This window comes from Stenotrophomonas sp. PAMC25021, from assembly GCF_004795795.1.
In the GTDB taxonomy this organism is placed as follows: Bacteria; Pseudomonadota; Gammaproteobacteria; order Xanthomonadales; family Xanthomonadaceae; genus Stenotrophomonas; species Stenotrophomonas muris.
In genome coordinates, this window is sequence record NZ_CP039255.1 from 757278 (window position 1) to 784106 (window position 26829).

The following is a 26829-nucleotide window of genomic DNA, read 5'->3' on the forward strand; positions in this document are numbered from 1 at the left end:
TCGCCCGGCGGCGCTCACACCTTCAGCGCTGGTCGGGATAGGCATTTCCAATCGTCACCCCTGAGCTAAGATGAGACATGATCACGGTCCGACAGCGAAATGCCGAAAAGGCGGGGTTTGGATACGAGAAGGTCCGCCTGAAATGCGGCCCCGGCCCGAAACAGTGGATGTGCCCACAAATGAGCCAGCCGCTTTCGGTCGAAAAGGCGGCCCTGTCCCACTTCGCCCAGCAAGGATGGCGAGGGTTCAGCGGCGAAGGCGGCCTTTTGCTGACCCTCATCAAAGCCATGTCGTTCCAGAACCTTGGATACGACGAGCGCATGCGCTACGTCGAGGCGCTCTATACGCTGGCCGCAGAACCATCCTACGGACGATCCTACACCGTTGCCGAGTTGCTCACGAATCTGGCCCGCGCAACCGCCGGTCAAGTGGCGGCTAACTTTGACCAAATGGCGTCTCGGGGTCCACACATAGAGCAAACGGCGTGGGGGCATTCGTCCGACACCTCGTCAGTTCTCGATGTGTTTCCCGGCCTGGAGCGCTGGATGCTATTGGAACTGTTTGAAGTTGCCGGCTCTGATTTGCTTCACCGCATTGCCACCATTTTCGCCTCTAACCCCTACGAATACCGCCGCGGCTGGCCGGACATCACGATGTGGAGGGAACGGCAGCTCCGCTTCGTGGAGGTCAAAGCTCCTGGCGACTCGCTGGGCAAGAGTCAGAAAGTCATTGCCCAAACCTTCGCCGTCCCATTGGGCCTGGACTTCACGCTCCTTGATGTCGTGGTGCCACCAGCGGTGCCCTAGCCCACAGCATTGACGCTCGCGCGCGAAACCAGGCCGCAGCACTCTCCCGCCGACTTTGGCTCGCCAAGGAAGAGTTCGCGGGCGCGGCATGGCGGCCAAAGGGCAAGCAAGCCCATCCGGAAACCGGCTTGGTCGGTCAAGCAGGATGCATTGTGTCCGGCATAAACTACGAGGTGTGACCAGCTAGTTAGGGTGAATGGATGAACCAGGTTAGGAAGCGATGGAATAACGACGAAACGCGTGGACAGGTCGAACGAATCTTTGGCCGCGATCAGTTAGAGAAGGTGCGTTCTTGCCTACAGGCACTCAATGAGCGCATTTACTTCAGCGAATACCACTACAGGCAAGCCAACTATTTCATCAAGAAGCCGATGGAAGGCCGAACCAGCGATGAGGCCATGTTGGTTTTTTTGGGCGTATTTGACGAAGACGACGAGCCCGGGGCCTGGGAACACTTTCGCTTTTCCCACGCCCATGCATTTGCTTGCGTCCAGAACCTTCACTCTCTCCCCGACCACTTGGCCTACTTCGCCTACTGGGCATTAGGAATGGACTTGGATGAAAAAACTCGTATCCAGCGCTTGCGAGACATCACCCGAAAGGAGGTGAACAGACGCCTTCCTGAGCCACTGAAAGAGGTCTACAGCCAACTCGTTGCGGACGAAAGTTTCGTCTACATCGATGACCTCAACAACCATTCCAAGCATCGATCCTTGATCAAAGTTTCCTATCAAACGAAGTTTGAGATAGATCAGGTAAAGGAACATGGCTTGCAGTTCGGCGAGTTCACCTTCGGAGACAGATCCTATCCCGCCCGCTGGGTGCTGGAGACGCTGCGAAAAGAACATAACCGTCAAAGCAAGTTCATCGTGGCGTTCGGCAACGAACTGAACGCCACGCTCCAAGCCATGCCGGCACGGGTTGGCTAAACTCACATTCGCCCTGCCAGACTAACGATGGTCATGCCGCCCAGCGCGCTTGCGAGAAGCTCCGCGAGCGCTCCGGGCCGGTGGACTAGCCAACGTGCTAGCGGACGTTAGCGAGCCAGCCACTCCACGAGTTCTCGCACGCTTGCTGCGTCCGCACATGCTGCATCCACCCCATCGCTTTCGACCTTCACTTGGAACGCCAGCCAGGCGTGCTCCTTCTTTTCGGTCAGCCCAACATGAGGCTCGATGGCACCCCGGCTCCATAGCCAGATCGATTTGTCCCGAAGCTTTCGGACGAGTGCCTGGATGTGCGGCAATGCTTCTACTCTTTCCGCTAGAAGCTCGAAAGCCTTCGAGGCCGGGCCCTGGGGGCCCTTCTTAGGGAGTCCCCCTTCGTCCAAGGTGATCTGACCCTCGTCCGCCATCGTTCTTAGCATCGAGCGGCATGTAGCGATATCAGTGTCGCTCGGGTCAAGGAAACCGTGCTTGGTGGCCTGCCGAAACGCGTAATCAAGGTCCACAATCGCGCATGCTGGAAGGCCCAGCGCCTCCAGGATCTCCATGGACTTCTGGGTATCCGAGACGCCGCTCATCGCGACAATCGCGAGCGAAGACTGCCCCATGGTCTTGCCGGAGACTGCATTGAAGAGGCTGGGGAGCAACCGGAGCTCTGTCTTTCCCTCGGTCAAGACCACCTTGTCAGCGAAGAGCATCTGGGAAGAGTTGGTCAAACTGAAGATCTGGTGGAGCTGATGCGTAGGCTCGGCAACCAACTGCTCGACCACCGACTGAAGCCTGGGCCTTGCTTGGGTCCCCTGCGGATGCTTCTTCGTCATCAACAAAGCATTTTTAGCGTCGCGCGCGAGGATCATTTGAGCAGAGTGGGTCGAAAAGACCACCTGATAGCCCGACGCGGAAAGTGCCCTCAGTGCTTCGCGAACCTGCTCTACAGCAAAGGGATGCATGAACAGCTCGGGCTCATCAATCAGCAGCAGCGTCACTCCACCGGCTATGGCAACGCCTCGCTTGAGGTCAGCCAGGTGGCGCACCATTGCCATCTGAATAGCGCGCTGGGCACCATGCCCGTATGAACCAAATCCCCTGCCCTTTCCGTCTCCCTCATAGACCTTGACGGTTCCCGCCTTGATGAGGTCGTTCAACACAGGGACGGGGAAATCCAGCTTGATGCTCACCCCAGGGAACAGATCGGCGATTTTTTGATTGATGGAGGCGTCAATCCTCCCCAGCTCTTCAAATCGTTCTGCACCCTCAGCGGAAAGCATTCCAACGATTGCCAAAAGGTGCGGCGATAGATCCGCCTGATGCCTTTCTTGAATAGCTGCGACCATGTCTATTAAAAGCTTACCAATCGTCGTACTGGTCTTTGCCTTACTGGCATCCTCTTCCGCATCCTCCATAGCCCCGATCCGTATTGGATCCGGGAAAAGAGCTGAGATGGCCTGATCAATGCCAGTCGGATTTGGATCCCACTCGTTCGTGTCTAAGTTCAACACGGTCAGTGAAACGCCACTGCCAGCCCCTTGCTGATGCTTTCGGATGCGAAGCACGCCATCACGCACATGCGGCTCGATCCTTGTTCGATGCTTCAAGTCCAGCATGGCAAGGTCTTCTTCGACGATGCCATAGAGACGGCCAGATACCTCAATAGGCAGAAGTGGATCGTGGAAGTCTTCCTCCTTCCAGCGCCCCCCTTTTACCAACCATTGAAGTGCAGTGAGGCAGTTGCTTTTACCGCAGTTGTTCAACCCAACGAGTGGCGTGAACTCGGTCAGCTGCAACTGCGTAGAAACGCACGACCGAAAGTTGCGAATATCGAGATCTGAAATATAGACAGCCATTCCCTTCCCCCTGTTATGAAGTCACTCCCCGATGGCTGCCTTCAGCTGCTCGGTCACGCTGTTGCCCTTCTCATCCTTCAACTGGGCCATGAGGTAGACCCCTCGGCCGTTGCTCTTAGCAGCCCATAGCTCGCCGATCATTCGCTTCTCCTTCTCGGAGTCCGCCGTGTATCGGTCGCCGCCCTTGTATTCAACGACCAGCAGGCGACCGTCCTTGAGCTTTGCTACAAAGTCAGGGTAGGTCCGCTGCTTGGACGTCGGCATCCAGAACTGGCTCTTGTCCACCAGGTTGCGGACCCAAAACTCCACCTCGTCCAGCTGATCGATGGCCTGGGCGCAGAGGAACTCCTCGCCCACCTTGCCCCCGGCGGTCTTCCATTGAAGATCGCCCACGAAGGGGTAGTAGTGCTTGCGGAAGCGATATGTGCCGCCTTGGTAGTAAGAATGCGCTGGATACTGGGTCATGTCCGCCGGATAGGTGAACATGGCATCGGGCTCGTCGCTGACCACGATCTCTGCGTCGGCACCAAACAGGGCCTGCTGGAAGCCATCCTTGAGCGCCTCCGCCTTGGCGATCTGAAGCTGCTCGCCGAGCTTCCGTCGGAGCACGAACTGGCCATTGAGCAGTTGGGATAGCGAGAAGCCCCGATCTTCGGACAGCCCGCTGATGGACCGGCGCAACCACTCCCGCAGCACGGGCTGCTTGATCCCCGGATCGCGGATCTTCTGGTCCAGCCAGCCCACCAGGTCCGCCTGTGTGCGGTCCTTGGCGAAGCCTGGCAAGTAGGTGTTCACGTCGTCATCAATCGGCGTGTAGCTGACCTTCTCTTCCACCAAATCGACTTCAAAGGTCTTGCTATCTGCATTGAACTTGAGGCTTGTCAAGTCCGGGGGATAGGCCAGCAAGTCCCAGGTGAAGCCCGGCGGCGTGGCGCCGCTCTCCACGAACTCCAGCTCGCCCTGCTCCATGACCCCAAGCCGGGGCACGCTGAACACTGCGCCGTTCTGGCTGGGGGCTTTGACGGCCTTGGAAGCGATCTGGTGGCGCTCGATGGTTGCCGTGGCCTCCTCCCGCTCCTTGGTTGGCACAGCCTTGGTGATCGCTTCCACGGTGGACTCGTCCACCTCGCCCGTGATCTCCACCGAGCCGCCCTTGCCTTCCTCGTTCGGAGTGAAAACAACGCTGGTCTGGTCCCGAGCAGGGATACCAGTAAGATCCGGTTGTTTGCTCACGGCAATGGTGGTCTTGGGCGTCACGGGAACCGGATTGACCTTGCCGCCTCGCAAGTCCAAGCCGGGCCCAGGTGTGGGATCCGGCAGCACCGCGCCCACGGCCTCCAGAGGGTTGAAGCCGATGTCGATGAGCGACTTGGTGAGCTCTGCGGCAGCCAGATTGAACGCCGCAGTGGTGACATGGGCGTAGGCCTTGTTCATGACCTCCTGCTTGCGGCGGGTGGCATACGGCATGCGCAGCACGCGGCCCAGCAGCTGCTGGATGTCCTTGTCGCTCTTGACCTGGGCCACCGAGCAGAAGACGTAGGCAAAGGAGCAATCCCACCCTTCCTTGAGCGCTTGCTTGGTGATGATGACCTCGATGGGGCAATCCTTGGCGAACAGGTCCACGCCGTCGATCTCGCGCTGATCGCCCGTGGCGATGGCAATCGCCTTCTCGGGCACCTTCTCGTTGTCGATGAGGTGCTTCTTGACCTCCTCGACCGTGGCAGTGCCCTTGGCGTTCTCAGCCTGAATCAGCAGGATGGGACGGATGTAATCCGGCTCGCCCAGCGCGGTCTTGCCCAACTCGTTGCGGCGGGCCACAGCGCTGCCCACGGCGACTTCCCATTGCCCGACGTGCTCCTTGAGCACGACTGGGAACTTGATCATGTCCGCGCCCTTGAGCTCAAAGGCACTGACGCTGACCAGCACATTGCTTTTACTGGCTTCCGGGGTTGCGGTGAGCTCCACCACTACCTTGGCACCCAGGCGCTCGTAGACCTGATAGGACAGGGGCGTGTTGGCATTGTGGGCTTCGTCGGTGATGACCAACGGACCGTGAAGTTTCAGCAGATTGGCAAAGGACGCGATGGCCTTTCCCGCCTTGTTCTGCTCCAAGTAGGGCAAATCGGACACGCTGCCGGCGAAGTGAGGCTCCAGATCTTCGTGGTGCTCGTAAACCTTGCGGCCTTCCTGGTTCTCCACGCGCAGCGCGGCCATCGTCGAAATGACCACGCAGACCTTGGTTCCCAGATCAGCAGGGCGGATGTGGGTGAAGTCTTCCACGTCGAACACCGCGACCTTGCCCCCAAACGCCTCGTCCAGCTCCTGGCGATAGGGGTGGCGGGGGTTCTTGAAGGCTTCCAGCGTCTGGGTCTTGATCTGGGTGGTGGGCACCATCCACATGACCAGCGGGAACTCGCGCTCGAGGTAGGCGTCGCCTGCCGCCTGGATGATGTGCGCGCCCATAACCGTTTTGCCGCCGCCAGTGGGGATGCGAAGGCAGACGTAGGGCGAGGCTTCCATACCCGGCATGGGCTTGTAGTGGGCGATCAGACCGGCATCCACGTTCTTCTCAAACGCGGATGCGGGGCCGGTCAGCCTGGCGTCTTCTAGGAACTGGGCCAGGCTGCACAAGGCCCGCTGCTGATACACCTTGAGAGAAAGAGCCATGCTTAGCGTGCCTTGATGTCGTAGGGGGTTTGCTTGAAGGTGATCTGGAGCTCTTCCAGCCGCTCCTTGGGCAAGTCGCAGGACTCGCCGTAGATCACCTTGGGCCCGTCAAATGGCTGCAGGCCTTTCACCACCCGCTTGGTCAGCACGTTGCCGCCGGTCTTGCTCTCGTCGCCCAAGATGCCATTGAACAGCAGGTAATAGCCGATCCCATGGTGCTCACCCAGGAACGGTTGCTTCGAGGCACGTGTGGAGCGTGCGGTGCCCGTTTCGGCAAACCAGACGTGGGCGGCCAAGTGTTCGAACTTGATGCCCTCGCGGATGTGACCTTGGTCATCGAATACGGGCACGCCGAGCTTGTAGAAGCGAAAGCCACCGCCACCTTTCCAACCGACTTCTTTCGAAATACCTGATTGCTCACCTTCCACAACGGATACAAGCCTCGCTTGGCAATGGCTTCGCGCCTGGTCACCTCGCTCAATACCAACAAACCTGCGATTGAGCTTCAAAGCAACTGCTGCTGTCGTCCCGCTTCCAAGAAAACTATCGAGAACAAGGTCCCCAGGTTTAGTCGTTAACTCAATGCAACGACGCAGGAGCCGCTCGGGCTTTTTACCTTTCTTAAATGTCACGCCGCCCTCGCCAGCAATGCCCTCCCACGAGATATCACTCCAGATATTCGTAAGCATTGAGGAGGCGACAGGCTCTCCATCAATCTCAACAACGTTCTTGCTGTAGAAAAGGATTTGCTGACCGTCCAAGATGTAGACCGTATCGAGCGATTCGCCCCGCTCCAGCTTTAGAACTTCACCAGGTCGAGTGAGAGACTCTTTCTTTAGATCAACGATTGCCTGACCCGCACCGGAGTCGCTAATGGATGCCAAGCGGCAGACTTGGCTTGAGTTCTTCAGAACCCACTTGTCGAAGTGCTGGAGAATAGACTTAGGGTGTTTGATCCTTGCGTTCCGCGGCACCTCAGCATATTTATCGGCAAGAGACGAAAACCTCCATTCACTCTCAGGCAAATCCCGGTTCTCCAGCCAAAGGTTGTAGGCATAGTCAACACCGCGTGGAATGCGGGCACTTACGTCTTCAAACTTCTCTTTGTCCTTCGCATACCAAAGAATGTATTCCGATGCTTTGAATACACCAGGATTGACAGTGCTAAATGCAGAAGGCGAGCGGGCAGCGATAGTTATCCTGTTGACGAAGTTGGACCGGCCAAAAATCTCATCCAGCATCACCTTCGCATAGTCAACCTCGTTATCGTCCAGATGAAGAAAAAGAGATCCCTTCTCTGAAACAAGCTCGTGGATGAGTTCGAGCCTGGCATACATCATTGACAACCAAATCGAATGCTCGAAGTTGTCGTCGTATTTCGGGAACATCGCTCCGGTATTGAACGGCGGGTCTATGTAGACGCAACCAACCTGGCCAGCGTAGTAAGGCAGCAACGCCTTCAACGCATCCAGGTTGTCGCCCTCGATCAGCATGTTGGGGGAGTCCACCTCCCCATAGGACAAGCTGACCACCGGCTCCAGGAGGCGGTAAGGCGTCAGGGCGGAACGGGTTAGGTCCTCGTCACGGTCGGACCAGTTGAGCAGCGGCATCGAATACATCCCCTCGAACAGGCTCCAAGTATCGTTCAGCGGGTGCATTTCGGCCAATGCTCCAAAGCCTAACGGCGGCTAAGCCATTGATCGAAATAACCTTCCCGTGATCGGGGCCTGATCGCGAACTATATGCTGGGCCACTTAGCGACCAGCGGGCCAAGAAGCATCTCGGCTACGGACGGCTGAGGCCCACCTTCCCGCAGTAGCGATAGACGGCGGAACTGCTCACCCCGAGTTCCCGCGCCAGGTGAGCCCGGCTGACCTCCTTCAAGCGAGCCCGAACCTGGTCCAGGGCCAGCCCGCGCAAGGTGCGGTGCTCTGGCCCTTTCAGGACACGCCCCAAGCGAAGGGCTCGGCGGTCCAGGCCGATGGTGGCCGGCGACAAGCCCAAGCGCTGGGCCACCTCGGCCGAGGTCAGCCCGGCTCGGACCAGCCGCTGCACCTGCTGGCGACGCTCAGCGAGCTCGCGGGCTTGGCGGTCCCGGAACGCCTGCCGTCCGGAGCCCGCCAGGCGGTGCCGCCGGACGAAGCGGTTCACGGCCTGGTGGGTGACGCCCAGGCGTTGGGCCAGGGCGCGCTGGCTCACCCCTTCGTCCAGCCAGGATTGAACCTGGGCCGGGGAGCGGCCGCCGAGGAAGCCTTTGCGCGGACTCATCGATCCATCGCCGCCAGGTCGCCTTGAATCTCGGAGGGTGACACACCAAGCGCCTGGGCGATGGCCCCAAGCGTCAGGCCTGCGGTCATGCCGGCGCCAATCGCATACCGCCGCTGACGTTCATAGGCTTGGCGACGAGCCTCCGGGTCGATGGGCATGGCATCGGACGGGTCTACCCGTCGGGCGTGCTCGATTTGATCCCGCTCACCACACGTTTGGCGGTGCGCGGCCAGGGCGTCGTCCACGTCCATGCTGAAAGGCGTGTTGCGTTGGGCAGCGTCGTAGATGGCTTGGATCTCCGCAGGCATGGGGAGCAGCTCGATGCCGTCAGGCCCGGGAAGAACGCCTGGGGCAAACAAGGTGGAAGGCTCGCGGTTCATCGGCCCACCCAGTAGCCCAGCCCCGCGCTAAGCAAGGTGGCCGCGTATAGAGCGGCGTCCTCAGCGCTGGAAATGTTGAGGGCCATTACCACCGCCCCGAATGCGAGCGTGAGGACGCAACCCGCGAAGATCCCCCCAAAAATCGCGAAATCCACGTAGAGCGATGCGTCGCGCTTCCCGGCGCAGAATAGGGCCAGCGATTGCTTTACGGTCGGGTAAGTCAACGCGATCATAAAAGAGAGAAACGCCGCCGAGCAGAGAAACACAGCAAGGACCAGCATGGAAAGGACCAGCATCGTCAACGCACTCATCCGCGCGACCTCCCCTTGCCCCAGAAAAAGGCCAGCAGACAGAGCACCGCGACCGTGCCGAGGACAAACAGGCCTCCCCCGGTGGCGAGCTGGTGCCAGACGCTGAAGGTGGCTTGGGCCAAGAACGCGGCGATGACCACCATCCCAACTCCAAACAGCCCGCCATGGATCACGACGCGGCCGTGCGTGCGAGCGTCTCGCTCACCGCCCCTCACCCGTTGCCAAGCTGCCTTGGCATCGCCAAAGCGCTTAAACGTCCAGAGAGGGACCAGGACCATGAGACTCAGCAGGGTCAGCAGAAGGATCGCGCTCACCATGGGCGGCCTCCCGCGCGACTCCTCAGCGGGCGCGCCTGGAAGGTGAGAGGCTGGCCCCACTGGCTGGGCTTCAGATTCCAAGCCATTGGGAGCTCGACCTTCGCGTGCAACCGGGCGTCATTCGGCAATGCTCCTGCAACCCCGGAACATTCCATGCCATCTAGGATCTGTCTCGCTGTATCCCCCGAAATGAGAGCAACTTTGTCAAAAGGAAGCTCAAAAAGTTCTCGGGGCAAAGAGCCCATGCCGTCCCAGACAAAGACCCCAACCGGAACAAAAATAATATAGATTGCCATCAGCGCTGCCCTCCAACGGCTACATTTTCTCTGCCCGCACCGATGACTACGGATACGGAAGCTGCCTCAAGCTCTGTAATCACTGGCTGCGCGGTCCCTTCGGAGCGGAGAAAAACTTGATCCCCCACCTCAAAAGCCCCCTGCTCGTCGCCCTGCATGTAGAACGGCAGAATGCGGCCAGCGATGCGCAGCGCACATACGCTGTCATCCACACCGTTGTTTCGCGTGTCGCGGCATGGGACGCGCTCATACGTCACTCGGAGCGTGTAGTAGCGCTGCGCCTCGTCAATCACCCACAGCGTGACGCTTTCGCGTGTTGCGGGGTTCTTCTTCAAGATTGAGTTGTAAGCCGCGTATGGGCCACGGCCCGGCGCTTCCATGGGTTCGAAGGACTGAACCCCGGTGGCGGTTTCCGTGGGGGACGCCTCCCAGGCGTGTGTGACCCTTACTGCGATGGTGTGCGGCGTGATCACGGTGGCATTCACCCCGACGGCAACGGCGACCGAATCGCTACGGGGCTCGGCGGCGCTGGCGGCAAGGGGGAGCAGGCTGGCAAGGGCCAGAGAAAGAATCAACGCGCGCATGAGGCCTCCTTTTTTGAATGGGTTGCACTACCCATAACAAACGGTTTGGTTTGCGCAAGGGGATCGGGAAAAGAAAAGGCGGCTTTCGCCGCCCTTTCCCTTGGCCTTAGAAGCGCGCTCGCAAGCGAGGGGCTTCCAGGGTTTGGCCGTCCTGCCCATGGGCCTTCATGGCCGCACCGACCTGCCGTTGGGCGTCGGCCCCAAACCCGCCTTCCGGTGGCTTCCAAGCATTGGCAGCGGGAAGAAGCTCGTCCAAGAGCTTGGATCGGTTGTGGGCTCGCAGCTCGTTCTCAGCGTTGTTCAAGAACGACTTGGTCTCTCGGTTGCTCGCAAAATCGATGGGCTTCATGCCAGGCTCGTTTCGAAAGCCGTTGACATGGTTGTCAAAGCCTTGCTCGCCGACGAGCTTACACCCCTTGTCCCAGTCCGCCCCTGCGAACACCAGTTCTCGGCAGAGTTCCGTCTTTCCCTGCTTCGCCGCTTCATGGAGGACGCTGTAGCCGGCATAGTTGTTGTAGGCCCAGCCCTCGTCTCCGTCGATGTTGAACGTTCGGTTCCGACTGACCAGTTCTTCGTTGGGATCCACCTGCTCCAGCAGACGTTTGGCGTCGCCGGCCTCAACGAGGGCCACAATGTTGAGCACGCGGTCTTGCTCCTCCTTCGTCTGCTCCGCCTTTTCCGCGGCCTGCTCTTCCGCTTCGGCATCCCAATACCGAGCCTCGTGGTAGTAATCCCGGCTCGCATAAGGGGTTTCCCCCCTGTCGTTCTCTACGTGGTGCTGGGGAACGCCTCGCCCCACCCCATCGACCAACTCTTCCATCGCGCGCTCGTCCGCGGTATGGGCAGGAATGTTTCCCTCCATGTCTTTTGCGTCAACCTGGGCCCCGGCCAACACCAACGCCTGCACCATCTCCCCCGTTTTGACGTAATGAAGCGCGGTTCGGCCCAGCGCATCGGTGTCCCTCACACTACCGCCCTGCCCCAACGCAGCGACAAGCTCGCTGGGCGTCTCGGCCAGGAAAATCGGGTCGGTCGCCGCATCGACGCGCTCACGCGGCGAAAAATCGTCTCGGTGGTTCCGAATACTTTCTCGATAAAGCATAGGATCATGTTTTAGCGCTGGCTCGCCATTCGAGTTCAGCAGGGAGGGATCGGCCTTGGCATCCAGCAAGCGCAGCACAACGCTTGGGTCGCTGGCCAGGTGGAGCGGGGTGTCTCCCCCGTCCGTCCGCAGATTCACGTCGGCGCCGGCATCGATAAGCATGTGGCAATCGCCTTCAAGCCCTCGCTTCGCAGCAACATGCAGAGCGGATTGCCCTTGGCTTAGGGCATTGACATCCGCTCCGGCCTTCGCCAACAGCGCCAAACCTTCCGCAGTAGGTTTTTCGGACCAAGCGGGTTCCCTTTGGTATGTGCTCAACAGGCGATCAAAAGGCGAACGCCCTTGTTTGTCCAACGCGTGAACATCCGCCCCAGCCGAGATAAGCAGTTCCATCTGCCACGGCTCCTGACATTTATGCAAGGCGGAATCGCCGCGCGCGTCGCGATACCCTTTCACATCGGCGCCGTCTTCGATGGCCTGCCTTACCTCGTCCTCGAAGCGACCCTTCGTCTTCAGACCAGCGAAGGCCAAAGTGCTCCCCAACCGATCCGTTGCCTCATCGTTGAACGATGGGGGCGCACTCTGCGATCCCAACCGGGTCCGACTAGAAGATGGGATCGCCCCTTGGGCCTGCAGAGCGCTCTGTTGACCCGACCGGGTCTGATTGGAAGATGGGATCATCTGAGGACGTTCACCGGGTGAAACTTTTACCGGCTCCACCGAAGCCACTGGCCGCTGGCTTGAATCATCCAAGCGCTCCCGGACCGGGGGTTCAGGCGGCTCAGAAGAAGCCACGCCTGGTAGTTCCGTGTCCTTTTGACGGATGAAGGGTCGAAGTAGATTTGAAAAGACGTTGCCAGCCATGGTTCCTCCGCTTGGTGAGTGATACTCATGTCTTAACAAAGAAAGGGGGATGCGCAAGGGGCCGCAAAGAGAAAAGGGGCGGCTTTCGCCACCCCTCTCAACCCAGCGTAAGAAGCTCAAGAAAAAACATGGTGCCTAGTTAGTGATTTCTCAGGTCGGTTAACTAAGCATTCTTTCCACCCCGGCGACAGCAACCACCGGAAACCACCGATACAGCAAGGATAACCACCCAACCACCTTCTAACCGCTCACCCTGGAAAAGTTCTCAGTTAGAAGTAGAGGAATCGGACCACAGCCGGGTCTTCCCCCAGCACATTCATTTCTAACTCGAAACCTCAAAAGGTCAACCCCCTACCTGCGCTAAGCAACCTGGCGTTCCTTGCGTCGCGATGGGGTCCTTCGACCGGCTTCCGTCTTTCGCCCCTGCTCCATGTCCTGCTCCTTCTTGACCTGCGGCAGCGGCTCGCGTTCAAACGCCGGGATGTCCAAAAAGGTCATGACCTTCTCCGCTTGGCTGGCTGCGCGGAACAGGGTCCTGGGGTCATCGGCCAGGGCTTTCATCCAGGACTGCAGGTAGGCGGCGTGTTGCTCTTCGTGCTCCTTGCCCAGGGCAATACCCAGGCGCTCGGAAATGAAAAGGCTGGACAACTCCGCCACCAGTTCCTCTTTTGCGTAGTCCTGGCTGCCGAACCGACCGGCCTGGTCGCGGTCGAGCCGGTGTTTGGCGCCGGTCCAGTGGGCCAACTCGTGGAGCAACGTGGCCTGATAGCTGACGTCATCTCTGAAAGTGTGGTGCTTCGGCAGGTGAATCGAATCCGCGGCGATGGAGTAGAACGCTCGGTTGCCACCGTCGTGATGAAGTTTTGGCTGGTGCTTGTCCAACAACTCCCGCACACGCAAGTGGCGGATCGACTCGGGCATGACGAAGGGCGGCGGGGGCTCGGGCATGCCGTCCATTTGGCTGGCATTGAACACCGTGGCGACGAACACCGATGGCCCTTGGTATCCGTTCTTCTCTTCGCCCTCGGTCAACGGCTCGGCCCCGTCTTTGGCCTTGCCCGTCTTGCTGAAATCCCAGTAGGCGATCCGCTGCCCCTTCTCGCCGCGCTTGACCTGGGTGCCAATGCTTTCGGCCTGGCGATAGGTCAGCCAGCGGTCGTCTTGGTAGCCATGGGTTAGTTGGGCACCGCGCAGGATGAGTGTGTTGCTGCCGCGATAAGCCTTGCCCGTGGTCGGGTTCCAAGGCCCGTTGATCGAGCCGTTCTGCGGGGCGTCGGGATCATTCCATGGGCGGCGCCAGGGGATGGTGCCTTGCTGCATGAGTTGGAGCATTCGCTCGGCGGTGGTTTGGATGAGATCCGAATACTTGGACATGGGTGGTTGCCTCAAATCTTTTTCAACCTCCTGCGCCTCTCAACAGGTGGTTGTGGGTGGATGGGGTCAGAACTCGATATGAAGGGTCAGACTCTTGCGGTGATACAACGCTCGCCGCACCAGCTCGGCGATTTCGTCCTCGCTGCGCAATCCCTGGTCGCCGTCTTTGCCAAGACGGACGTGGAGACCAAACCCGCTCTGCACGAGCAAGTATTGCGGGTCCGCTTCCGGCGTCTCTGGGCTCTCTAGATCGGCCGGGCTGATGGCCGATTCGGGGAACGCGTCGTCGGGGATGTGGTTGGGCGATGGCATGGGGGCTCCGTTTTGGTTTGGATACCCCTTTGCAATAGCGCAACGTCGCCGGTTGTAAAGGCCTGCCCCGGAAATGCCCGGCGTTGCTGGGTTAGCCGGCCTTCTTCTTTTCCGCTTCGGCCTTGCGTTGCTCGCGCGCCTGTCGCTCCCGGCGATCCTGCCTCTCCCATGCGGCGGCGTTCTTGGCTTGGCGCTCCCGCTCTGCGCGGCGTTCGGCCTGGACCTGCTCGTAGGGCGTGTTGGCAAAGCCGAACAGGTGCTGGATCGCCTCGGGCAGCTCGGCAAAATCCTGCTCATCTTGCCGTTCGGCGGCGGCGGCCAGTGCTGCGTTCTGGGCGTCGTTGGCCGCCTTGACCTGCTCAGTTTCGGCTTGACGGGCTTCTGGGGTCAGGGCCTCCAGCCGCTTGAGCTCCTGCTCTTGCGCGCGTTCGGCGTCGGTCTGCTCGCCCTTCCAGCTGCAGAGGTAGCAGTCCGCTTGCTCTCCATGGATGCGGCGGTTCGACGGGCGCCCACGAAGGTGTCCAGCCGTCTTCAAGCCGCGGGTGAACTGGCGCTGCGAGAGGATTTCCTCCGGTTCAAAGCCCTTCTTCTCGCACCAGGCCACATAGCGGGCATGGATGGCCTTGACGCTTTGCCACTGCTCACTGCCAGCGGCGGCACCGAACTGCACGCGGTCGGCATGGGCCCAGGCGGCGATGGAATCGGCGTTGTGGATGACGGCCTGCTTGTAAGCACGCGCAGCCTCCGGGAGCTCGTGGTCGGCCATGAAGCGACCGCGGGCCACGACTCGGCGGGCGCCTTCGAGCATCCAATCGAGGAACAGTTGGCCTTCTTCCTCCAGCAACTTACGACTGAAGTCCTCCACGCGGTCTTTTTCCGGGATGACGTTGGCCCACTCCACGATGGAAAGGCGTCGGGCAACGCCACCGGACTTGTCGCGGTAGAACGGCGCGCTGTTGCTGCTGATGATCCACTTGGCCTTGGAGTGGTAGTTCAGAACGGAGAGGTGTTTTCGGTTGATGCCGATCCCGTTGCCACTCACCAGCGTTTTGAACGTGCCTTCCTTCCACTTCTCGCACTCCACCTCATCCACCAGGATCAGCTGGCTGCCGAGGATGCCTTCGAGCGCAAACGTGTCCCCCAGGGTGGCCAAGTCCAAGCGAGCCACCTTGTTGTGGACGCCTTCCACGCATTCGGCGAGCGTCGATTTGCCGCTGCCGGCGGCCCCGTGCCACCACGCTGCAATCTGGTAGGAACCGGGCAGCAAGGTCATGCCGCATTGTTCCTGCACCAAGGCACGCACGCCCTCGTCCGGCAGCGCATGGGCCAAGAACTTGCCCAGCAGGCTGTCGGCGGGCACCGAGCTGGGGATGTAGCGCTGGCCGGGCGTGGCGCCCGTGGCGATGTTCAGGGCGTGGGTCATGCCATAGCGCGGCTTGGGCTCCAGCGCTTGAATGCCATCTGCCGTGATTTCCAGGTAAGCGTCAGCGCACGGGACCACCGCCCGCTTGGGTTCCAGTTGCGGCAGCGCGCTCTGCTGACCCAACCGCGTCCGGGCGTAGGCCCAGCAGCTGGAGGCGAGCTTGTCGCTGGCCTTCGCCGGGATATTGGCATCGAGCCAGTCGGACGCCAGGCCGTCGCCGAGGCCGCGGTGAACCAACGCCCAGTGGTTTGCACTCCAGCGGTAGACCAGCGTCGATTGCGTCGCGGATTCGTCGCGGACGCTGGCCCAGAGGTGCCCGTCGAGCCCCAGCTGGAGGTGGCGAGCGAACAGGAAGTCCAGGCTTTCCGGGCGCAGCTCGCCTTTGTTGAGCTTGGTTTGCTTGTGGCGATCCAAGGCGCGTTGTTCAACCTTGAGATTGCTGGCGTAATCCCGACGGTTTTTCTCCCAGTGCTTTTCGATGAGAAAAGCAACCTCTGGGGGGTTGACGACCGACGGATCTTGGGCGAGATTGTTTGTAGACATTGTTGTTGGCTCCAACGACTCCCCGCCCTGCCAGGCGGGGTTTCGCGTTTGTGGGGTTAGGCGACGTGCGGCAACGCGTTGTCCAGGATTCGGCGCAGTTTCTCGCTGGGCGAGATCCCCGAGCGTTTGGCTTCGGCTTTCAGCCGCTCAATCAACGCCCTTTCCATGCGGGCATTGAAAGGGTCTTTGCGTGGGGTTTGGTTCTGCTGCGTGCTCATGGGTTCTCCGTGTTGCATCCGTAATACATTCAAGAAAGCAGGTTTCTTGAAACCGTCAAGCCCCTTTCCCAGAAATATTTTTTAGCCGCTGGTTAACTTTCCTGCTGGTTTTCTGTTTTTTCTTAAACCAGCAGCCAAACCAGCAACTAAAAACCTTCCAAGTGATTGTTTAATCTCGTTTTTGTTCAAAAAATAAGCTAGCTGCTGGCTTGCTGGTTAAAAAAACAGGTTTACGCTACGCGCCAACGTCTCATCTGGTCGAGAGATTTTCACTCACTCTTAACATTTTATAGTTGCAGAGAAAAAGTGAAAAAATTAACCAGCAAACCAGCAGGAGCCTTCAAAGCCTTACGTGGCAAGGGTTTTGCTGCTGGTTTGTATGCTGGTTAACGGTTTTGGCGTTAACCAGCAGGAGCGTTAACCAGCAGTCTTTCCTAACAAACCGATACGGTTGGATTATTTTTCGTATGGAACGGCTTTCATGAAAGCGGGGTAACAAGCACTTGTTACCCGGTTTCTGCGGGTTGAAGAGCAAAAGCAAAAGCGGCTTGGAGCAAGAGCCGGCGGCTGCTCGCCGCCGAGTCTTGAAGAGGGAAGGCGGGCCTCCGGCCTCTACTCGTAGAGGTGGAAGTGGGACCAAAACCCGGGGCGCCTGGGACCGGTCAGTTCGTTCCCCACCGTGACTTTGACCGCCCCAAGCGGCAGGAAATGAAACGTTTGATTCGCGTGGATCTGCAAAGCCGTCATCGCTGCGCACAACGGATCGATGTCACCCGCCAGCACCAGGATTTTTTCGCTTGGAAGGTGTTTCAGTTGACTCCTGATCGCGGCAAGGGCAAGCGAACCCGCGCCGCAACAGCTGTCGTAGACCTTGGCTCCGCTCCCACCAGGCCGATGCCTGGTGGCAAGGGCTTGAACCAGATCGAGAAGATCGCCGGGAGTGAAAGACTGACCCAGCCCTTCTCCACCCTTCCTGGCCAGCAGCTCGGCATGGACCCGTCCCAGGACATCGTCAAACGGCCTGCTTGCGAAGACCGCTTTGATGTAAGCGTTGATGGCTGCTACCACTTCAGGCGCTTCTTCGACATTTTTTTTCAAGGGTCCAAAAGCAAGGACTTTGGTGTCGAGGTGACCCTTGGTGTCTGCGTGGATATGTGCCATTGACATCAGTGCGTGCTGAACGAACGTTTCGAATGCAACCCGCGGATTCCACGGCTTGCCAGGAGTGGAAGGAATGGCGCGGATGGCCTTCACAAGCGCAGTGACCTCATTCATTGTTAGCCGCCCCCACGTCAGCGCCCGCCACCCGGCTCACGTGGGCCATGTCGAGGTAGGTTCCGCGAATCAGGCCAGACTCCACTCCCCGCTTGAGCCTGCGCGCGGCTGCAGCACCGTAGCCGATGAACACCGATCCCGCCGGGCAACTCGTGCCCAGGGTCCCATCCGGGCGGCAGAACGACAGACGCCCCTTCGTGAACACCACCGCTGAAACGCTGGGGTGGTTGAGCACCGACTCCTGCATCCAGCTCGTTTCCATCCGCGCCAGCACAAGGGCAATCCCGTTGCCATGCTCGGCGGCCTTCTCCATCCAGCGGTGCTGGCTGGTCGGGCTGTTCTTGTGCCCGCCGTAGGGCGGATTCATCCACACAAACGCCGACTTTGGCCAGGGCGTCTTGAGCCCGTCGTCGCTGGGCTTCAGCATCCGGGTGGCCGTGCGCCAGGGCATGCCCTGCTGCGGGATGCAGGGATCCAGGTCAAACGGACCCAGGCCGTGGACGATCTCCGGCGGGGTGAGCCAGGTTTCGGTCGTGATGCCTTCCGGCGCCCGGTCGTAACCAACGTTGTTGGCGACGGCGAGCGAAAGCCTGGTCTGCTTGGGCTTCTTCGCGGGCTTCTTCGGCTTGGTCGAAACAGGGAGGGGGCGAGCAACAACGTTCATGGGAAATCTCCAGGTTTGAGTTTTTTGGGGCAAAGCTCCGCCAGCACGGCTGGTCGGCCGCGTTTCGCGAAAAGGGTTGAGGGGTTGGGCCAGACCTGGCCCCGGGCTACCGCTGCGCTGCTGGCTTAGCCGTTGGCGGCGTCTTGGACGTCGAGGAAGGCGTCCAGCGTTGCCAGCTGCAGGGTGAGCACCTGGCCGGAGGGCACGCCCCGCAGGTCGCGGTTGGGCACGTTGACCGACGTGCTGGTGTCGGCGGCAAGCACGCCCAACGCGTGGGGCAGAACGTCGGCCAGGGCGTCCGCGAGGGCCTGCGAGGTCACGTTAGAGAACTGGTTCAAGAGCGAGGGGTCGAGCGAGAGGATGAGCGGTTGCATGACTGTCTCCGTGCTGGTGTGGCTCCATTTTCCAGTCACGATCCGCGCGCTTCGATGCCCTAAGAGGGCCTCCCCTCTTGGACCTGAATCCTCATTCATCCAGCCACGCTGGGGCGGCGGCGGAAGCCGCTGCCTCCCCGCTTTTATCTCTCCACGACCGAGCCGGCGGGCAGCCGGCGAGACAGGGGCGTTGCGCCCCTGAAGGGCCGTCTAAAAGGGCGTTCCCTTTCTGCTCGGGGCAGGGGCCGGAAGCGAGACGTCCAGCAGTTCCGCCCTTGCTTCGTTACGAGCCGTGAGCGCCATCTTCGCGTCCTTCATTCGCTCTGCTTCGCGCGCTTTCAGCACCATGGCTGGCGCGGCCTGCGGGTCCTCTTCGGCATCGAATGCAGCCCGGGCTTCCGATGCGTCTTTGATGGCCAGGGATTCCTCCCACGCCATGAAGTCGGAAACGGCACCCAGCCAGTCCTTGTGGCATTGGAGCAACGCGCCTTTCAGTGCGGGCTGTGCCCAAGGCATGCCGAACGCTTCGGCCAGTCCGCACTTCTCGACCTCGAGTTTGAAGTAGTTGTGTTGATCAACCTCAGCGATGCTCTTGCCTCGGAAGAACATCCGAATGTGATCCTTCGCGCCCAAGGTTTGACCAGGTCTTACCGACGCCACCACCCGCTCGCCTCGCTCATCGACCCCAATCGTGAGCAGGAGGTCGCCATTGAGCTGCTCTCGAAACGTCGCCAAGCCTTCCGGCAACGTTCGCGTGGCCCCCAAGAGATGGCCTGGCTCCCTCGCGTCCCGCCATGGGCGCCCTGCCGGACGCGTTTTCTCGTCCTCGAGGGCGTCGAGAAGGTCCACCAACGATATGGCTGCGTGGGTGCGTGCCTGCCCCGGCTTGTCCACCACCACGCCCACCTTGCGAGCCCACGCGTTGAAGGCTTCGTAAGTCATGTTCAGCAGGCCCGCGGCCTCGGCTGCGGTCCATGTGTCCATCCACACCGCCTCCCGCTTGCCAGCCCCCAGTTCCTGGCGTTGCTTCTTCTCATCGGCCAGCTCTTTGTCCAGAGCGCGCAGCAACTTTCCCCAGGTTACCCCCCACCCGCCCGCGAACGTGTCATCCACGTGCCCGTAGCGGTCAGCATAGCGACGGATCAGCGCCGCTTCGGTCTTTGCTTTCGAATCAAACGACATACGGGGCAACCACTAGGATCGGTGGGGACTGTAGATGCTTAGAAGCGGAACGGCGTGCGAGTGATTGGGTCCGCCGCGGGCGGCAGACCGTCGTCCAAGCCTTGAGCACGGGCTTGGTTGCGGACCTCCCTCCACGCCGCCTGGAACGCGGACTGAGCCGCCTCCATCGCGTCATCGAATGGCTCGCGCGCCGCAACGCTGGTCCAAGGCTCCAGCAGCGCCTCGGCCAGGGGGGCCTCCCAGATTTCGCCCTCTGCCAGGGCCCTGTCGCGCTCCTCGATGGGCAGCAGTTGCACATGGCCCACCAAACGCCCGTTCTGCCGCACCCAGGGCTGAAGCTCGGCGAAGCAGTCGGCGGGCGTTGCGGTCAGCGCAGGGCGCGGCAAGGGCTGCCCCAGCACGGCCAGCACCTCGCCCCAAAACTCCGCTGCATCGAAGGTGGCCAACGCAAAAGCCAGGGACGTCATGTCGGCCAGTGCCATGTGCTTGGCCCGGTCAGGAACCCGCCCCCCCTTGCGCGGCACGATGGGGTTGGCACGGGTGACCGTGTGCCGGGCTGGGTGGGCCTTTGGGGTGGCCTGCCCGGCCGCGTCGGTGTCTGTGAGCCCGTCGAGCGCCTCGGCGAGCGCGGTCACCGGCACCAGCCAACTACCGCCCAGTTTGCGCAGGCCGGGAACGATGACGCCGGCCGCCAGTTGCTCGCGGGTTTGCTCGTAGCCGCCGGCCCCCGTTCGGTTGAGCACGCGCGCCACGTCTTCGACCGACAAGAGCGGCTTGTCGGGGAACATGGTGCGCAAGATGTGCAGCATTCCGTTCATGGGCTGGGGAAAAAGTGGGGAAAAACGATCCCTGGAAATCCCTGTTTTTCCCGGGGTGGACTGGGGGTGGCAAGAAAAAGGGGCTGGACGGATACCCGGCCAACCCCTTGATTTTACTGCTTTTTGCAACCTTGAAACTGGTGCCGGAAATAGGAATCGAACCTACGACCTACGCATTACGAATGCGCCGCTCTACCAACTGAGCTATTCCGGCCTAGCAGGGAATTGTAGGGGGTGGCGATCAGCAGGTCAATCGAGGTCAGCCTGCTGGCGCTCCCCCTGCCTGCCCCTGGCGCGGCGGATCGACTGCACGGTCAGCACCCCGAAAAACACGCAGAACAACGAAAGCCCGACCAGGGCGACGTCGTGCATGCCGCCCAGCTGTCCGCTGGTGGCCCGGCTCCACAGGTAACGCGTCGCCAGCAGGATGATCAGCAGCGCGACCGCCAGATTGATCCACTTCATGATGGCCCTGAACGTCGTCTGGGTCATGGATGTATTACTCCCTCTGCAGGCATCGTCGGTGGCCTACCTGGCCGCATTATCAGCCAGTACCCACCGCATTGACGCAGGCGCGCCCCGCGGCGAAATCGCGCAGGTTCTCCAGCGTGATCGCCGAGATCTCCTGCAGCGCCTCCATGGTGAAGAAGCCCTGGTGGCCGGTCACCAGCACGTTGGGGAAGGTCATCAGGCGTTGGAAGGCCTCGTCGTCGATGATCTCGCCGGAAAGGTCCTGGAAGAACAGCGCGCTTTCCTGCTCGTAGACGTCGATGGCCAGATGACCCAGCCGCCGCGATTTCAGCGCGCGGATCACCGCATGGGTGTCCACAAGCGCGCCGCGTGACGTGTTGACCAGCATCGCGCCGGTCTTCATCCGCGCCAACGAGGCGTCATTGATCAGGTGCTGGGTATCGGGCGTCAACGGGCAATGCAGCGAGACGATGTCGGCCCGCGCCAGCAGTTCATCCAGACCAACCCTGCCCCCCACGCCGGCGAAGGCCGGCGATGGATACGGGTCGTGCCCCAGCACGGTGCAGCCCATGCCCTTGAAGATGCGCGCGGTGGCCAGGCCGATCTTGCCGGTGCCGACGATGCCGACCGTGCGCCCATGCAGGGTGCGCCCGAGCAGGCCATCGAGCATGAAGTTGCCCTCGCGCACGCGGTTGTAGGCGCGATGGGTCTGCCGGTTGAGCGTCATCACCAGCGCCAGCGCGTGCTCGGCCACGGCTTCGGGGGAATAGGCCGGCACCCGTGCGACGAACAGGTCCAGCGCTTTCGCGGCGGCCAGGTCCACATTGTTGAAGCCGGCGCAGCGCAGCAGTACGGCGCGTACGCCCAGTGCATGCAGCGCGTGCAGTACCGGCGCGTCGAGGCGGTCATTGACGAACACGCAGACGGCGGCGCAGTCCTGTGCCAACGCAGCGGTATGCACGTCCAGCGCGGCATCGAAGTACACGAACGCAAAGCCCTGCCCGGTCGCATCGCGCTGGTTGGCCTCGTCCAGGAAGCGACGATCGTAGGGGCGGGCACTGAAAACGGCGATCTGCATGACGGGGCCTGGCTGGAGTTCCCTGCCGACCATACCGCAGCACCTGCCCTGATGGGATGGCCCCGGCGATACGCATATCGCCGGGGCCGGGTACCGCTTAGAACCGGTAGCCCAGACCCAGCATCACGCCGTTCTGGATCTGCCCGTCGCGGCGCTCACCCACGTAGTCGGCCATGATCGACAGGCGCTCGCTGGCGCGACTGGTCACGCCCACGTTCCAGGCCAGTACCTGCTCGCCCACGGCCTGGCTGCTGGCACCAAACACCAGGTCCGGGGCCGCAGCAAAACCGGTGCTATAGCGCGCCTGCGAGTCGCCCAGCTCCTTCTGCCAGACCACGCGGGCACGCGGGGTGATGCGCTCGCCGTTGTTGCCCTCGAAGGTCTTGAACAGCTGCAGGCCGGCACCCACGCGGATGCTCTCCAGGCTGCCGCTGCGTCCTGCCAGCGCACCAGCGCCCTGCCCTTCGTTGAAGCGGGTGGCCGAGGTCCGCGCGTAATCCACCACCGGCAGCAGCGGCTGGATCACCAGTCCCTTGCCGGTGGTGAAGGAGAACGCATGCTCCACCCGCGCCGAGATCGCGTCGTTGCTGTATCGGGCACGCAGCGGCTGTTGCAGGCCATCGATGGCCGAAAGGCTGCGGCGGGTATCGTGGCGCAGGTCGGTGTAGCGCACGGCCGCCGACAGGTAGCCACGCGAATAGGTCGCATCCAGGTAGCCGCCCACATCCAGCGCGCGCACGTCGCCACTGAAACCGGAGCCATCGCTGGCCTTGGTCGACATGTCCGCGGCGGCCACGCTGACGCCGAGGGTGACGCGGTCATCGGCCACGTGCGTGTCGGCACCGACCACGATGCCGCCGATGTTATGGCTCAGGCCGGCCACGCCACCGTCGGCGTCGATGCGGCCATGGCTGGCGAAACCGCGCGCCCACAGGCCACGGCTGCCACCCGCCGCGCGGCTGTCGCCAGCAGCCTCGCCGGCCGGCTCGACCAGATGCATGGCCAGCTGGTTGAACAGGCTGCCATGGCGCATGCCCGGCTGCGCCGACACCGACTGCGCCGCCTGCGAGGCCAGGCCATCGGCATCGCCGCCACTGCGCATCGCTGCCTGGTGCTGCTGCACCACGTTGCCGATGCTGCCCAGCAGTGCATTGTCGGCCAGGCGCAGGCTGGCATGTGCATCACCGCGCAGGGCGCCGGCCTGCTGTGCGATCACATCGCGGTCGGTGAACTGCAGCGCGCCGAGCAGCGACTTCAGGCCGCTGTCCTGGCGATCCGATGCGGCTGCCAGCGCGCGCCCCAGTCCATCGCCGGAGGTGCCGTTGGCAAACAGGCCCAGCTGATCGAAGCCCGGGTTGGCGGTCAGCCACAGCCCGTCGGTCGTCTGGTTGACGTTGAAGCTGAGCAGCGAATTGTGGCGCGGGCGGAATACTTCGCCCGCGGTGATGCTGGCGCTGTAGCCGGTGTCGCCCAGTCGCACGGCATCCTGGAAACCGCCCTGGTAGATCGGCCCTTCCACCAGATCGCGGCGGTAGGTGCCGGCATAGAAGCCCTGGGCGACGTTCAACGCCAGGTGTGCGCCCTGCGCGATCACCAGCGCCCCCTCTTCGGCACCGCCATCGTAGAAGCTGCCGACACGCAGGCGGCCACTGCCGGTGCCACCGGCCTCGGTAACATCGAACAGCACCTGCCCGCCGGGCATGATGTTGACGTAGCCGTGGGTCACCAGATCACCGCCACGCGGCATCAGCGTGCCGAACACGCGCAGGCGGTTGAAGCCGTCTTCGCGCCAGGACGGGCCGGTGCCATCCAGCAAGGCATCGCTGTCGGTGCCGACCGATGCGATATCACCGTGGCCAACCACGATGCTGCCCGGCATCACCCGCAGCTCGGGGGTGCGCAGCGCGCCGCCCTCCAGCGCGATGGTGCCGTTGTCGACCAGCATGAAATCGGCGCCGGTGGTTTCGGCGGTGCGCCAGGTGGCGCCATTGCTGACACGGATCACGCCCGCCGAACTTGCCAGGGTGGAGGCATCCAGATCGGCCAGCCGCAACTGGCCGCGCAGCTCATCCTGGAGGTCGGGGTCGGCAAGCAGCTGCTGCAGCGACTGCGTGCCGATGCCGTTCGGCCCCCGCGTGGAGACGTTGTACAGGCTCACCGCGTAGTTGATGTAGGTGCTGGCCCAGTCGGTGTTCCAGCGCGCGAAATCGTCGTCGACGAAGGCCTGCAACTGGCGCGCGGTGCGCAGGTAGCCCGGATTGATGTCGCCGCTGACGTTGCTGGTCACATGCAGGGTGTCGCCCGGATCGCGATAGCCTGCCGTGTTGATGATGTTGTTGCCGCGGATGTCCTGGCCCGGGAACGACTCCAGCTTGCTGCCGCTGCCATCCGGATCGAAGGTGACCGATGTACCCGTGGTGCGCGCCGGGTCGCGGAACACCAGCAGGCCATTGGGCCGCACCACCTCATACATGGCCTTGTGCAGCAGGCCGGCATCCATGCCGCCGCCATAGTTGCCGGTGTAGATCTGGGTCATGCGCGGCGACGGTGCGTAGGTGATCCTGCCACCACTGCTGGCGGCATGGATCTGCACCGAATCGACCAGCGGCAGGTCGCCGCCGAGATAACGGTTGACGCCGCCGGACTGCATGATCGAGCAGGACGAAATGCAGTGGCCGGACACGATCGTGTCCAGGCCCTGGGTGCGGATCACCGCCTGCAGCCACTCGCCGGCGATCAGCGCGCCACCGTTGGACGTGCGCAGCACGACTTCGCGGATCGGGCGTCCTTCGGCCTGCGCCTTGGCCAGCAGCGCGGGCAGCGCCACCACATCGGCAACGGTTACGCCGCCGCTGAGGAAGACGCGATCGTCCTGCACGTGATAATTCATTGCCATGACGTCATCAACCGCCGCCATGGCGGTGATGCCCAGCAACGCTGCCAGGGCCAGGCTCAACTTCGAATGCTTCATGTGTTCTCTCTCTCCACCCGCAACGCACGGGTCGAAAGTTCAACGTCCGGACGGTGCGCCCTCCCCCAGTGCAGCGCCCCTCGAAACATGAACGCATTCACAATGGATTCGTGGGCCACGCACACTCTTCCCCATCCGGTCATCGTCGCGTAAAACTCGAAGACGTACCCGCCACCGACGTCCGAGGCCAGCCCTGTCCGCCCCCTCTCCTCTGATCCATCGCGCGCCGGACCTGTCCGCGCCGGCGGACGCGTTCATTGCGTTCGTGCGGGAGGAACGCGCGCCGTTGTGTGCGTTCCTGCGCACGCGCGGTGTCGGGCCGGAGGATGCCGAGGACATCGCGCAGGACTGCATGGAGCGGCTGATCCGCTATCGCGCGCACAGTGCCGACGAGCTGCGGCTGCTGCTGTATCGTATCGCCCGCAACCGCCTGGCAGACCGCGGCCGTTCGTCGCAGTCGCGGCCGCATCTGTCCCTCGCCGAACATGATGGCGGCAACGAGCCTTCCAGCACGTCGCCCGATCCATTGCGCCAGGCCGAGTCCGGGCAGATGCTGTCCCTGCTGCGGCAGGCCCTGTTCAAGCTGCCCGAGCGCGCGCGCGAGGTGTACCTGCTCAACCGGATCACCGGCATGAGCTACACGCAGATCGCGCGGCACTGTGGAATTACTGCCAAGACCGTGGAAAAACACATCGCCCGCGCCCTGCAGGGCCTGCGCCAGGAACTCGGAACGGATCCGCTGCACAACGACAGGGACAACGGATGAGTCACGCCAGGCCCAGGGAAGATACGCAGCTGTTCGAACGCGCCAGCGCCTGGGTGGCGCGGCTGGAGGCTCCGGACTGTACGCCGGGCGAGCGCGAGACGTTCGAGGACTGGTTGGCCGAGGACCCGGCCCATGTCACTGCCTGGATCCAGGCCGAGACCCTGTTCCAGCAGGGCGAGGAACTGGCCGCCGACCCGTGGCTGCGCACCGCCGCGGCACGTGCGGCACGGCCGGCGCCGCGTCGCTGGCTGCCGGCAGTGGCCGCCGCCGCAGGCGTCTGCCTGGCCATCGGGATCGGCTGGATGATTGCCGTCGACGGCAACCCCACGCCGCTGCGCTATGCCAACGATTCCCACCAGCCCCGGCAGCAGACGCTGGCCGATGGCAGCGTGGCCACGCTGGATGCGGGCACCACCCTGCACGCCCGTTTCGGTTGGCGCCATCGCAACCTGGTGCTGGAACGTGGCCGCCTGCAGCTGCAGGTCGCACCGTCGGGCAAGGCCCTGCAGCTGCGCGCCGGCGACAGCACCATCCGCGACATCGGCACCACCTTTCAGGTGGAACGCCTGCATGATGGCCTGGTCGAAGTCGCACTGCTGGAAGGTGCGGTGGAAGTCAGCAGCGGGGGCACCCAGCACACCCTGGCGCCCGGCCAGCAACTGCAGGTACTGCCGTCGGGCCGCATCCAGCCCGGTCCGGCACTGTCGTCCAATGCCGCCGCTGAAGGCTGGCTGCAGGGACAGCTGGTGTTCGATGCCACACCGCTGTCGATCGTGGTCGAACGCATGAACCGCTACGGCCACACGCCGCTGGTGATCGCCGATCCGGAGATCGCCAGCCTGGCGGTAAGCGGTACCTTCCGTGCCGGCGACGCGCAGGAACTGCTGTCGGCACTGGAACTGGGCTGGTCGGTGGCTGGCCAGACGCGACCGGATGGCGCGCTGGAACTGCGCCGCACGTACTGAGGAGGCCTGCGG

25 protein-coding genes and 1 tRNA gene are annotated in these 26829 nt (G+C 62.0%); 4 read left to right on the top strand and 22 right to left on the bottom strand.

Going from position 1 to position 26829, the window contains the following annotated elements:
- The first annotated feature begins 77 nt into the window (after positions 1–77).
- Entirely contained in the window at positions 78–806 is a 729-nt protein-coding gene (locus E5790_RS03655; protein ID WP_136191688.1) for a VRR-NUC domain-containing protein, read from the top strand.
- Between the two features lie 200 nt (positions 807–1006).
- Complete coding sequence (locus tag E5790_RS03660) at positions 1007–1735, top strand: hypothetical protein (protein WP_024957525.1); 729 nt, start codon at positions 1007–1009, stop codon at positions 1733–1735.
- A gap of 107 nt (positions 1736–1842) precedes the next feature.
- Here the strand turns inward: E5790_RS03660 and E5790_RS03665 are convergent, their stop codons facing one another.
- The 22 genes from E5790_RS03665 to E5790_RS03770 form a co-directional block, all read right to left on the bottom strand.
- The gene (locus E5790_RS03665) at positions 1843–3594 is read right to left on the bottom strand and encodes an AAA family ATPase (protein WP_024957524.1); all 1752 of its coding nucleotides are present in this window, start codon (positions 3592–3594) and stop codon (positions 1843–1845) included.
- Between the two features lie 21 nt (positions 3595–3615).
- The gene (locus tag E5790_RS03670; RefSeq protein ID WP_136191689.1) at positions 3616–6261 is read right to left on the bottom strand and encodes a DEAD/DEAH box helicase family protein; all 2646 of its coding nucleotides are present in this window, start codon (positions 6259–6261) and stop codon (positions 3616–3618) included.
- A 2-nt stretch (positions 6262–6263) separates the two neighbouring features.
- Entirely contained in the window at positions 6264–7919 is a 1656-nt protein-coding gene (locus E5790_RS03675; protein WP_197697521.1) for a DNA methyltransferase, read from the bottom strand.
- A gap of 127 nt (positions 7920–8046) precedes the next feature.
- Positions 8047–8529 (bottom strand): hypothetical protein, encoded by a 483-nt coding sequence (locus E5790_RS03680; RefSeq protein WP_024957521.1) that lies wholly within the window; start codon positions 8527–8529, stop codon positions 8047–8049.
- Positions 8526–8909, bottom strand: coding sequence for a hypothetical protein (locus tag E5790_RS03685; protein ID WP_024957520.1), 384 nt, complete (start codon positions 8907–8909; stop codon positions 8526–8528). The genes E5790_RS03680 and E5790_RS03685 overlap by 4 nt, the downstream gene beginning before the upstream one ends.
- Entirely contained in the window at positions 8906–9220 is a 315-nt protein-coding gene (locus tag E5790_RS03690) for a hypothetical protein (RefSeq protein WP_024957519.1), read from the bottom strand. The genes E5790_RS03685 and E5790_RS03690 overlap by 4 nt, the downstream gene beginning before the upstream one ends.
- Positions 9217–9537, bottom strand: a complete 321-nt coding sequence (locus E5790_RS03695; protein WP_024957518.1) for a hypothetical protein — start codon at positions 9535–9537, stop codon at positions 9217–9219. Before E5790_RS03695 ends, E5790_RS03690 begins: the two co-directional genes overlap by 4 nt.
- A 295-nt stretch (positions 9538–9832) precedes the next feature.
- Positions 9833–10417: a hypothetical protein gene (locus E5790_RS03700; RefSeq protein ID WP_024957517.1), complete on the bottom strand. Its 585-nt coding sequence runs from the start codon at positions 10415–10417 to the stop codon at positions 9833–9835.
- 106 nt (positions 10418–10523) lie between these two features.
- Entirely contained in the window at positions 10524–12383 is a 1860-nt protein-coding gene (locus E5790_RS03705; RefSeq protein ID WP_077684467.1) for an ankyrin repeat domain-containing protein, read from the bottom strand.
- Between the two features lie 360 nt (positions 12384–12743).
- On the bottom strand, positions 12744–13757 hold the full coding sequence (locus tag E5790_RS03710) for a zincin-like metallopeptidase domain-containing protein (RefSeq protein WP_024957515.1): 1014 nt from the start codon (positions 13755–13757) through the stop codon (positions 12744–12746).
- A 66-nt stretch (positions 13758–13823) separates the two neighbouring features.
- Positions 13824–14069 carry a hypothetical protein gene (locus E5790_RS03715; RefSeq protein WP_024957514.1) on the bottom strand — a complete coding sequence of 82 codons (246 nt, stop codon included), beginning with the start codon at positions 14067–14069 and terminating at the stop codon, positions 13824–13826.
- Positions 14070–14160: 91 nt separating this feature from the next.
- Complete coding sequence (locus E5790_RS03720; protein WP_024957513.1) at positions 14161–16035, bottom strand: DUF5906 domain-containing protein; 1875 nt, start codon at positions 16033–16035, stop codon at positions 14161–14163.
- A gap of 56 nt (positions 16036–16091) precedes the next feature.
- Positions 16092–16253: a DUF3450 domain-containing protein gene (locus E5790_RS03725; protein ID WP_136191690.1), complete on the bottom strand. Its 162-nt coding sequence runs from the start codon at positions 16251–16253 to the stop codon at positions 16092–16094.
- Between the two features lie 612 nt (positions 16254–16865).
- On the bottom strand, positions 16866–17528 hold the full coding sequence (locus tag E5790_RS03730) for an N-6 DNA methylase (protein WP_136191691.1): 663 nt from the start codon (positions 17526–17528) through the stop codon (positions 16866–16868).
- Complete coding sequence (locus tag E5790_RS03735) at positions 17521–18192, bottom strand: DNA N-6-adenine-methyltransferase (protein WP_024957511.1); 672 nt, start codon at positions 18190–18192, stop codon at positions 17521–17523. Before E5790_RS03735 ends, E5790_RS03730 begins: the two co-directional genes overlap by 8 nt.
- 125 nt (positions 18193–18317) lie before the next feature.
- Positions 18318–18566, bottom strand: coding sequence for a hypothetical protein (locus tag E5790_RS03740; RefSeq protein WP_024957510.1), 249 nt, complete (start codon positions 18564–18566; stop codon positions 18318–18320).
- A gap of 210 nt (positions 18567–18776) precedes the next feature.
- Positions 18777–19748, bottom strand: coding sequence for a hypothetical protein (locus tag E5790_RS03745; protein ID WP_024957509.1), 972 nt, complete (start codon positions 19746–19748; stop codon positions 18777–18779).
- Positions 19749–19786: 38 nt separating this feature from the next.
- Positions 19787–20566 carry a hypothetical protein gene (locus tag E5790_RS03750; protein WP_130519109.1) on the bottom strand — a complete coding sequence of 260 codons (780 nt, stop codon included), beginning with the start codon at positions 20564–20566 and terminating at the stop codon, positions 19787–19789.
- A 138-nt stretch (positions 20567–20704) separates the two neighbouring features.
- Positions 20705–20780: transfer RNA gene (locus E5790_RS03755), tRNA-Thr, on the bottom strand.
- Positions 20781–20815: 35 nt separating this feature from the next.
- A complete protein-coding gene (locus tag E5790_RS03760; RefSeq protein ID WP_069117429.1) occupies positions 20816–21058 on the bottom strand; it encodes a hypothetical protein in 243 nt (80 codons plus the stop codon).
- Positions 21059–21110: 52 nt separating this feature from the next.
- The gene (locus tag E5790_RS03765; protein ID WP_111206921.1) at positions 21111–22115 is read right to left on the bottom strand and encodes a 2-hydroxyacid dehydrogenase; all 1005 of its coding nucleotides are present in this window, start codon (positions 22113–22115) and stop codon (positions 21111–21113) included.
- A 97-nt stretch (positions 22116–22212) separates the two neighbouring features.
- Complete coding sequence (locus E5790_RS03770) at positions 22213–25086, bottom strand: autotransporter domain-containing protein (protein ID WP_049441228.1); 2874 nt, start codon at positions 25084–25086, stop codon at positions 22213–22215.
- A gap of 265 nt (positions 25087–25351) precedes the next feature.
- On the opposite strand from E5790_RS03770, the gene E5790_RS03775 reads away from it, so the two are divergent.
- Both E5790_RS03775 and E5790_RS03780 read left to right on the top strand, forming a co-directional pair.
- Positions 25352–25852 carry a sigma-70 family RNA polymerase sigma factor gene (locus tag E5790_RS03775; RefSeq protein ID WP_229653741.1) on the top strand — a complete coding sequence of 167 codons (501 nt, stop codon included), beginning with the start codon at positions 25352–25354 and terminating at the stop codon, positions 25850–25852.
- Positions 25849–26817, top strand: a complete 969-nt coding sequence (locus E5790_RS03780) for a FecR domain-containing protein (RefSeq protein ID WP_049441225.1) — start codon at positions 25849–25851, stop codon at positions 26815–26817. The genes E5790_RS03775 and E5790_RS03780 overlap by 4 nt, the downstream gene beginning before the upstream one ends.
- Positions 26818–26829 lie beyond the last annotated feature (12 nt).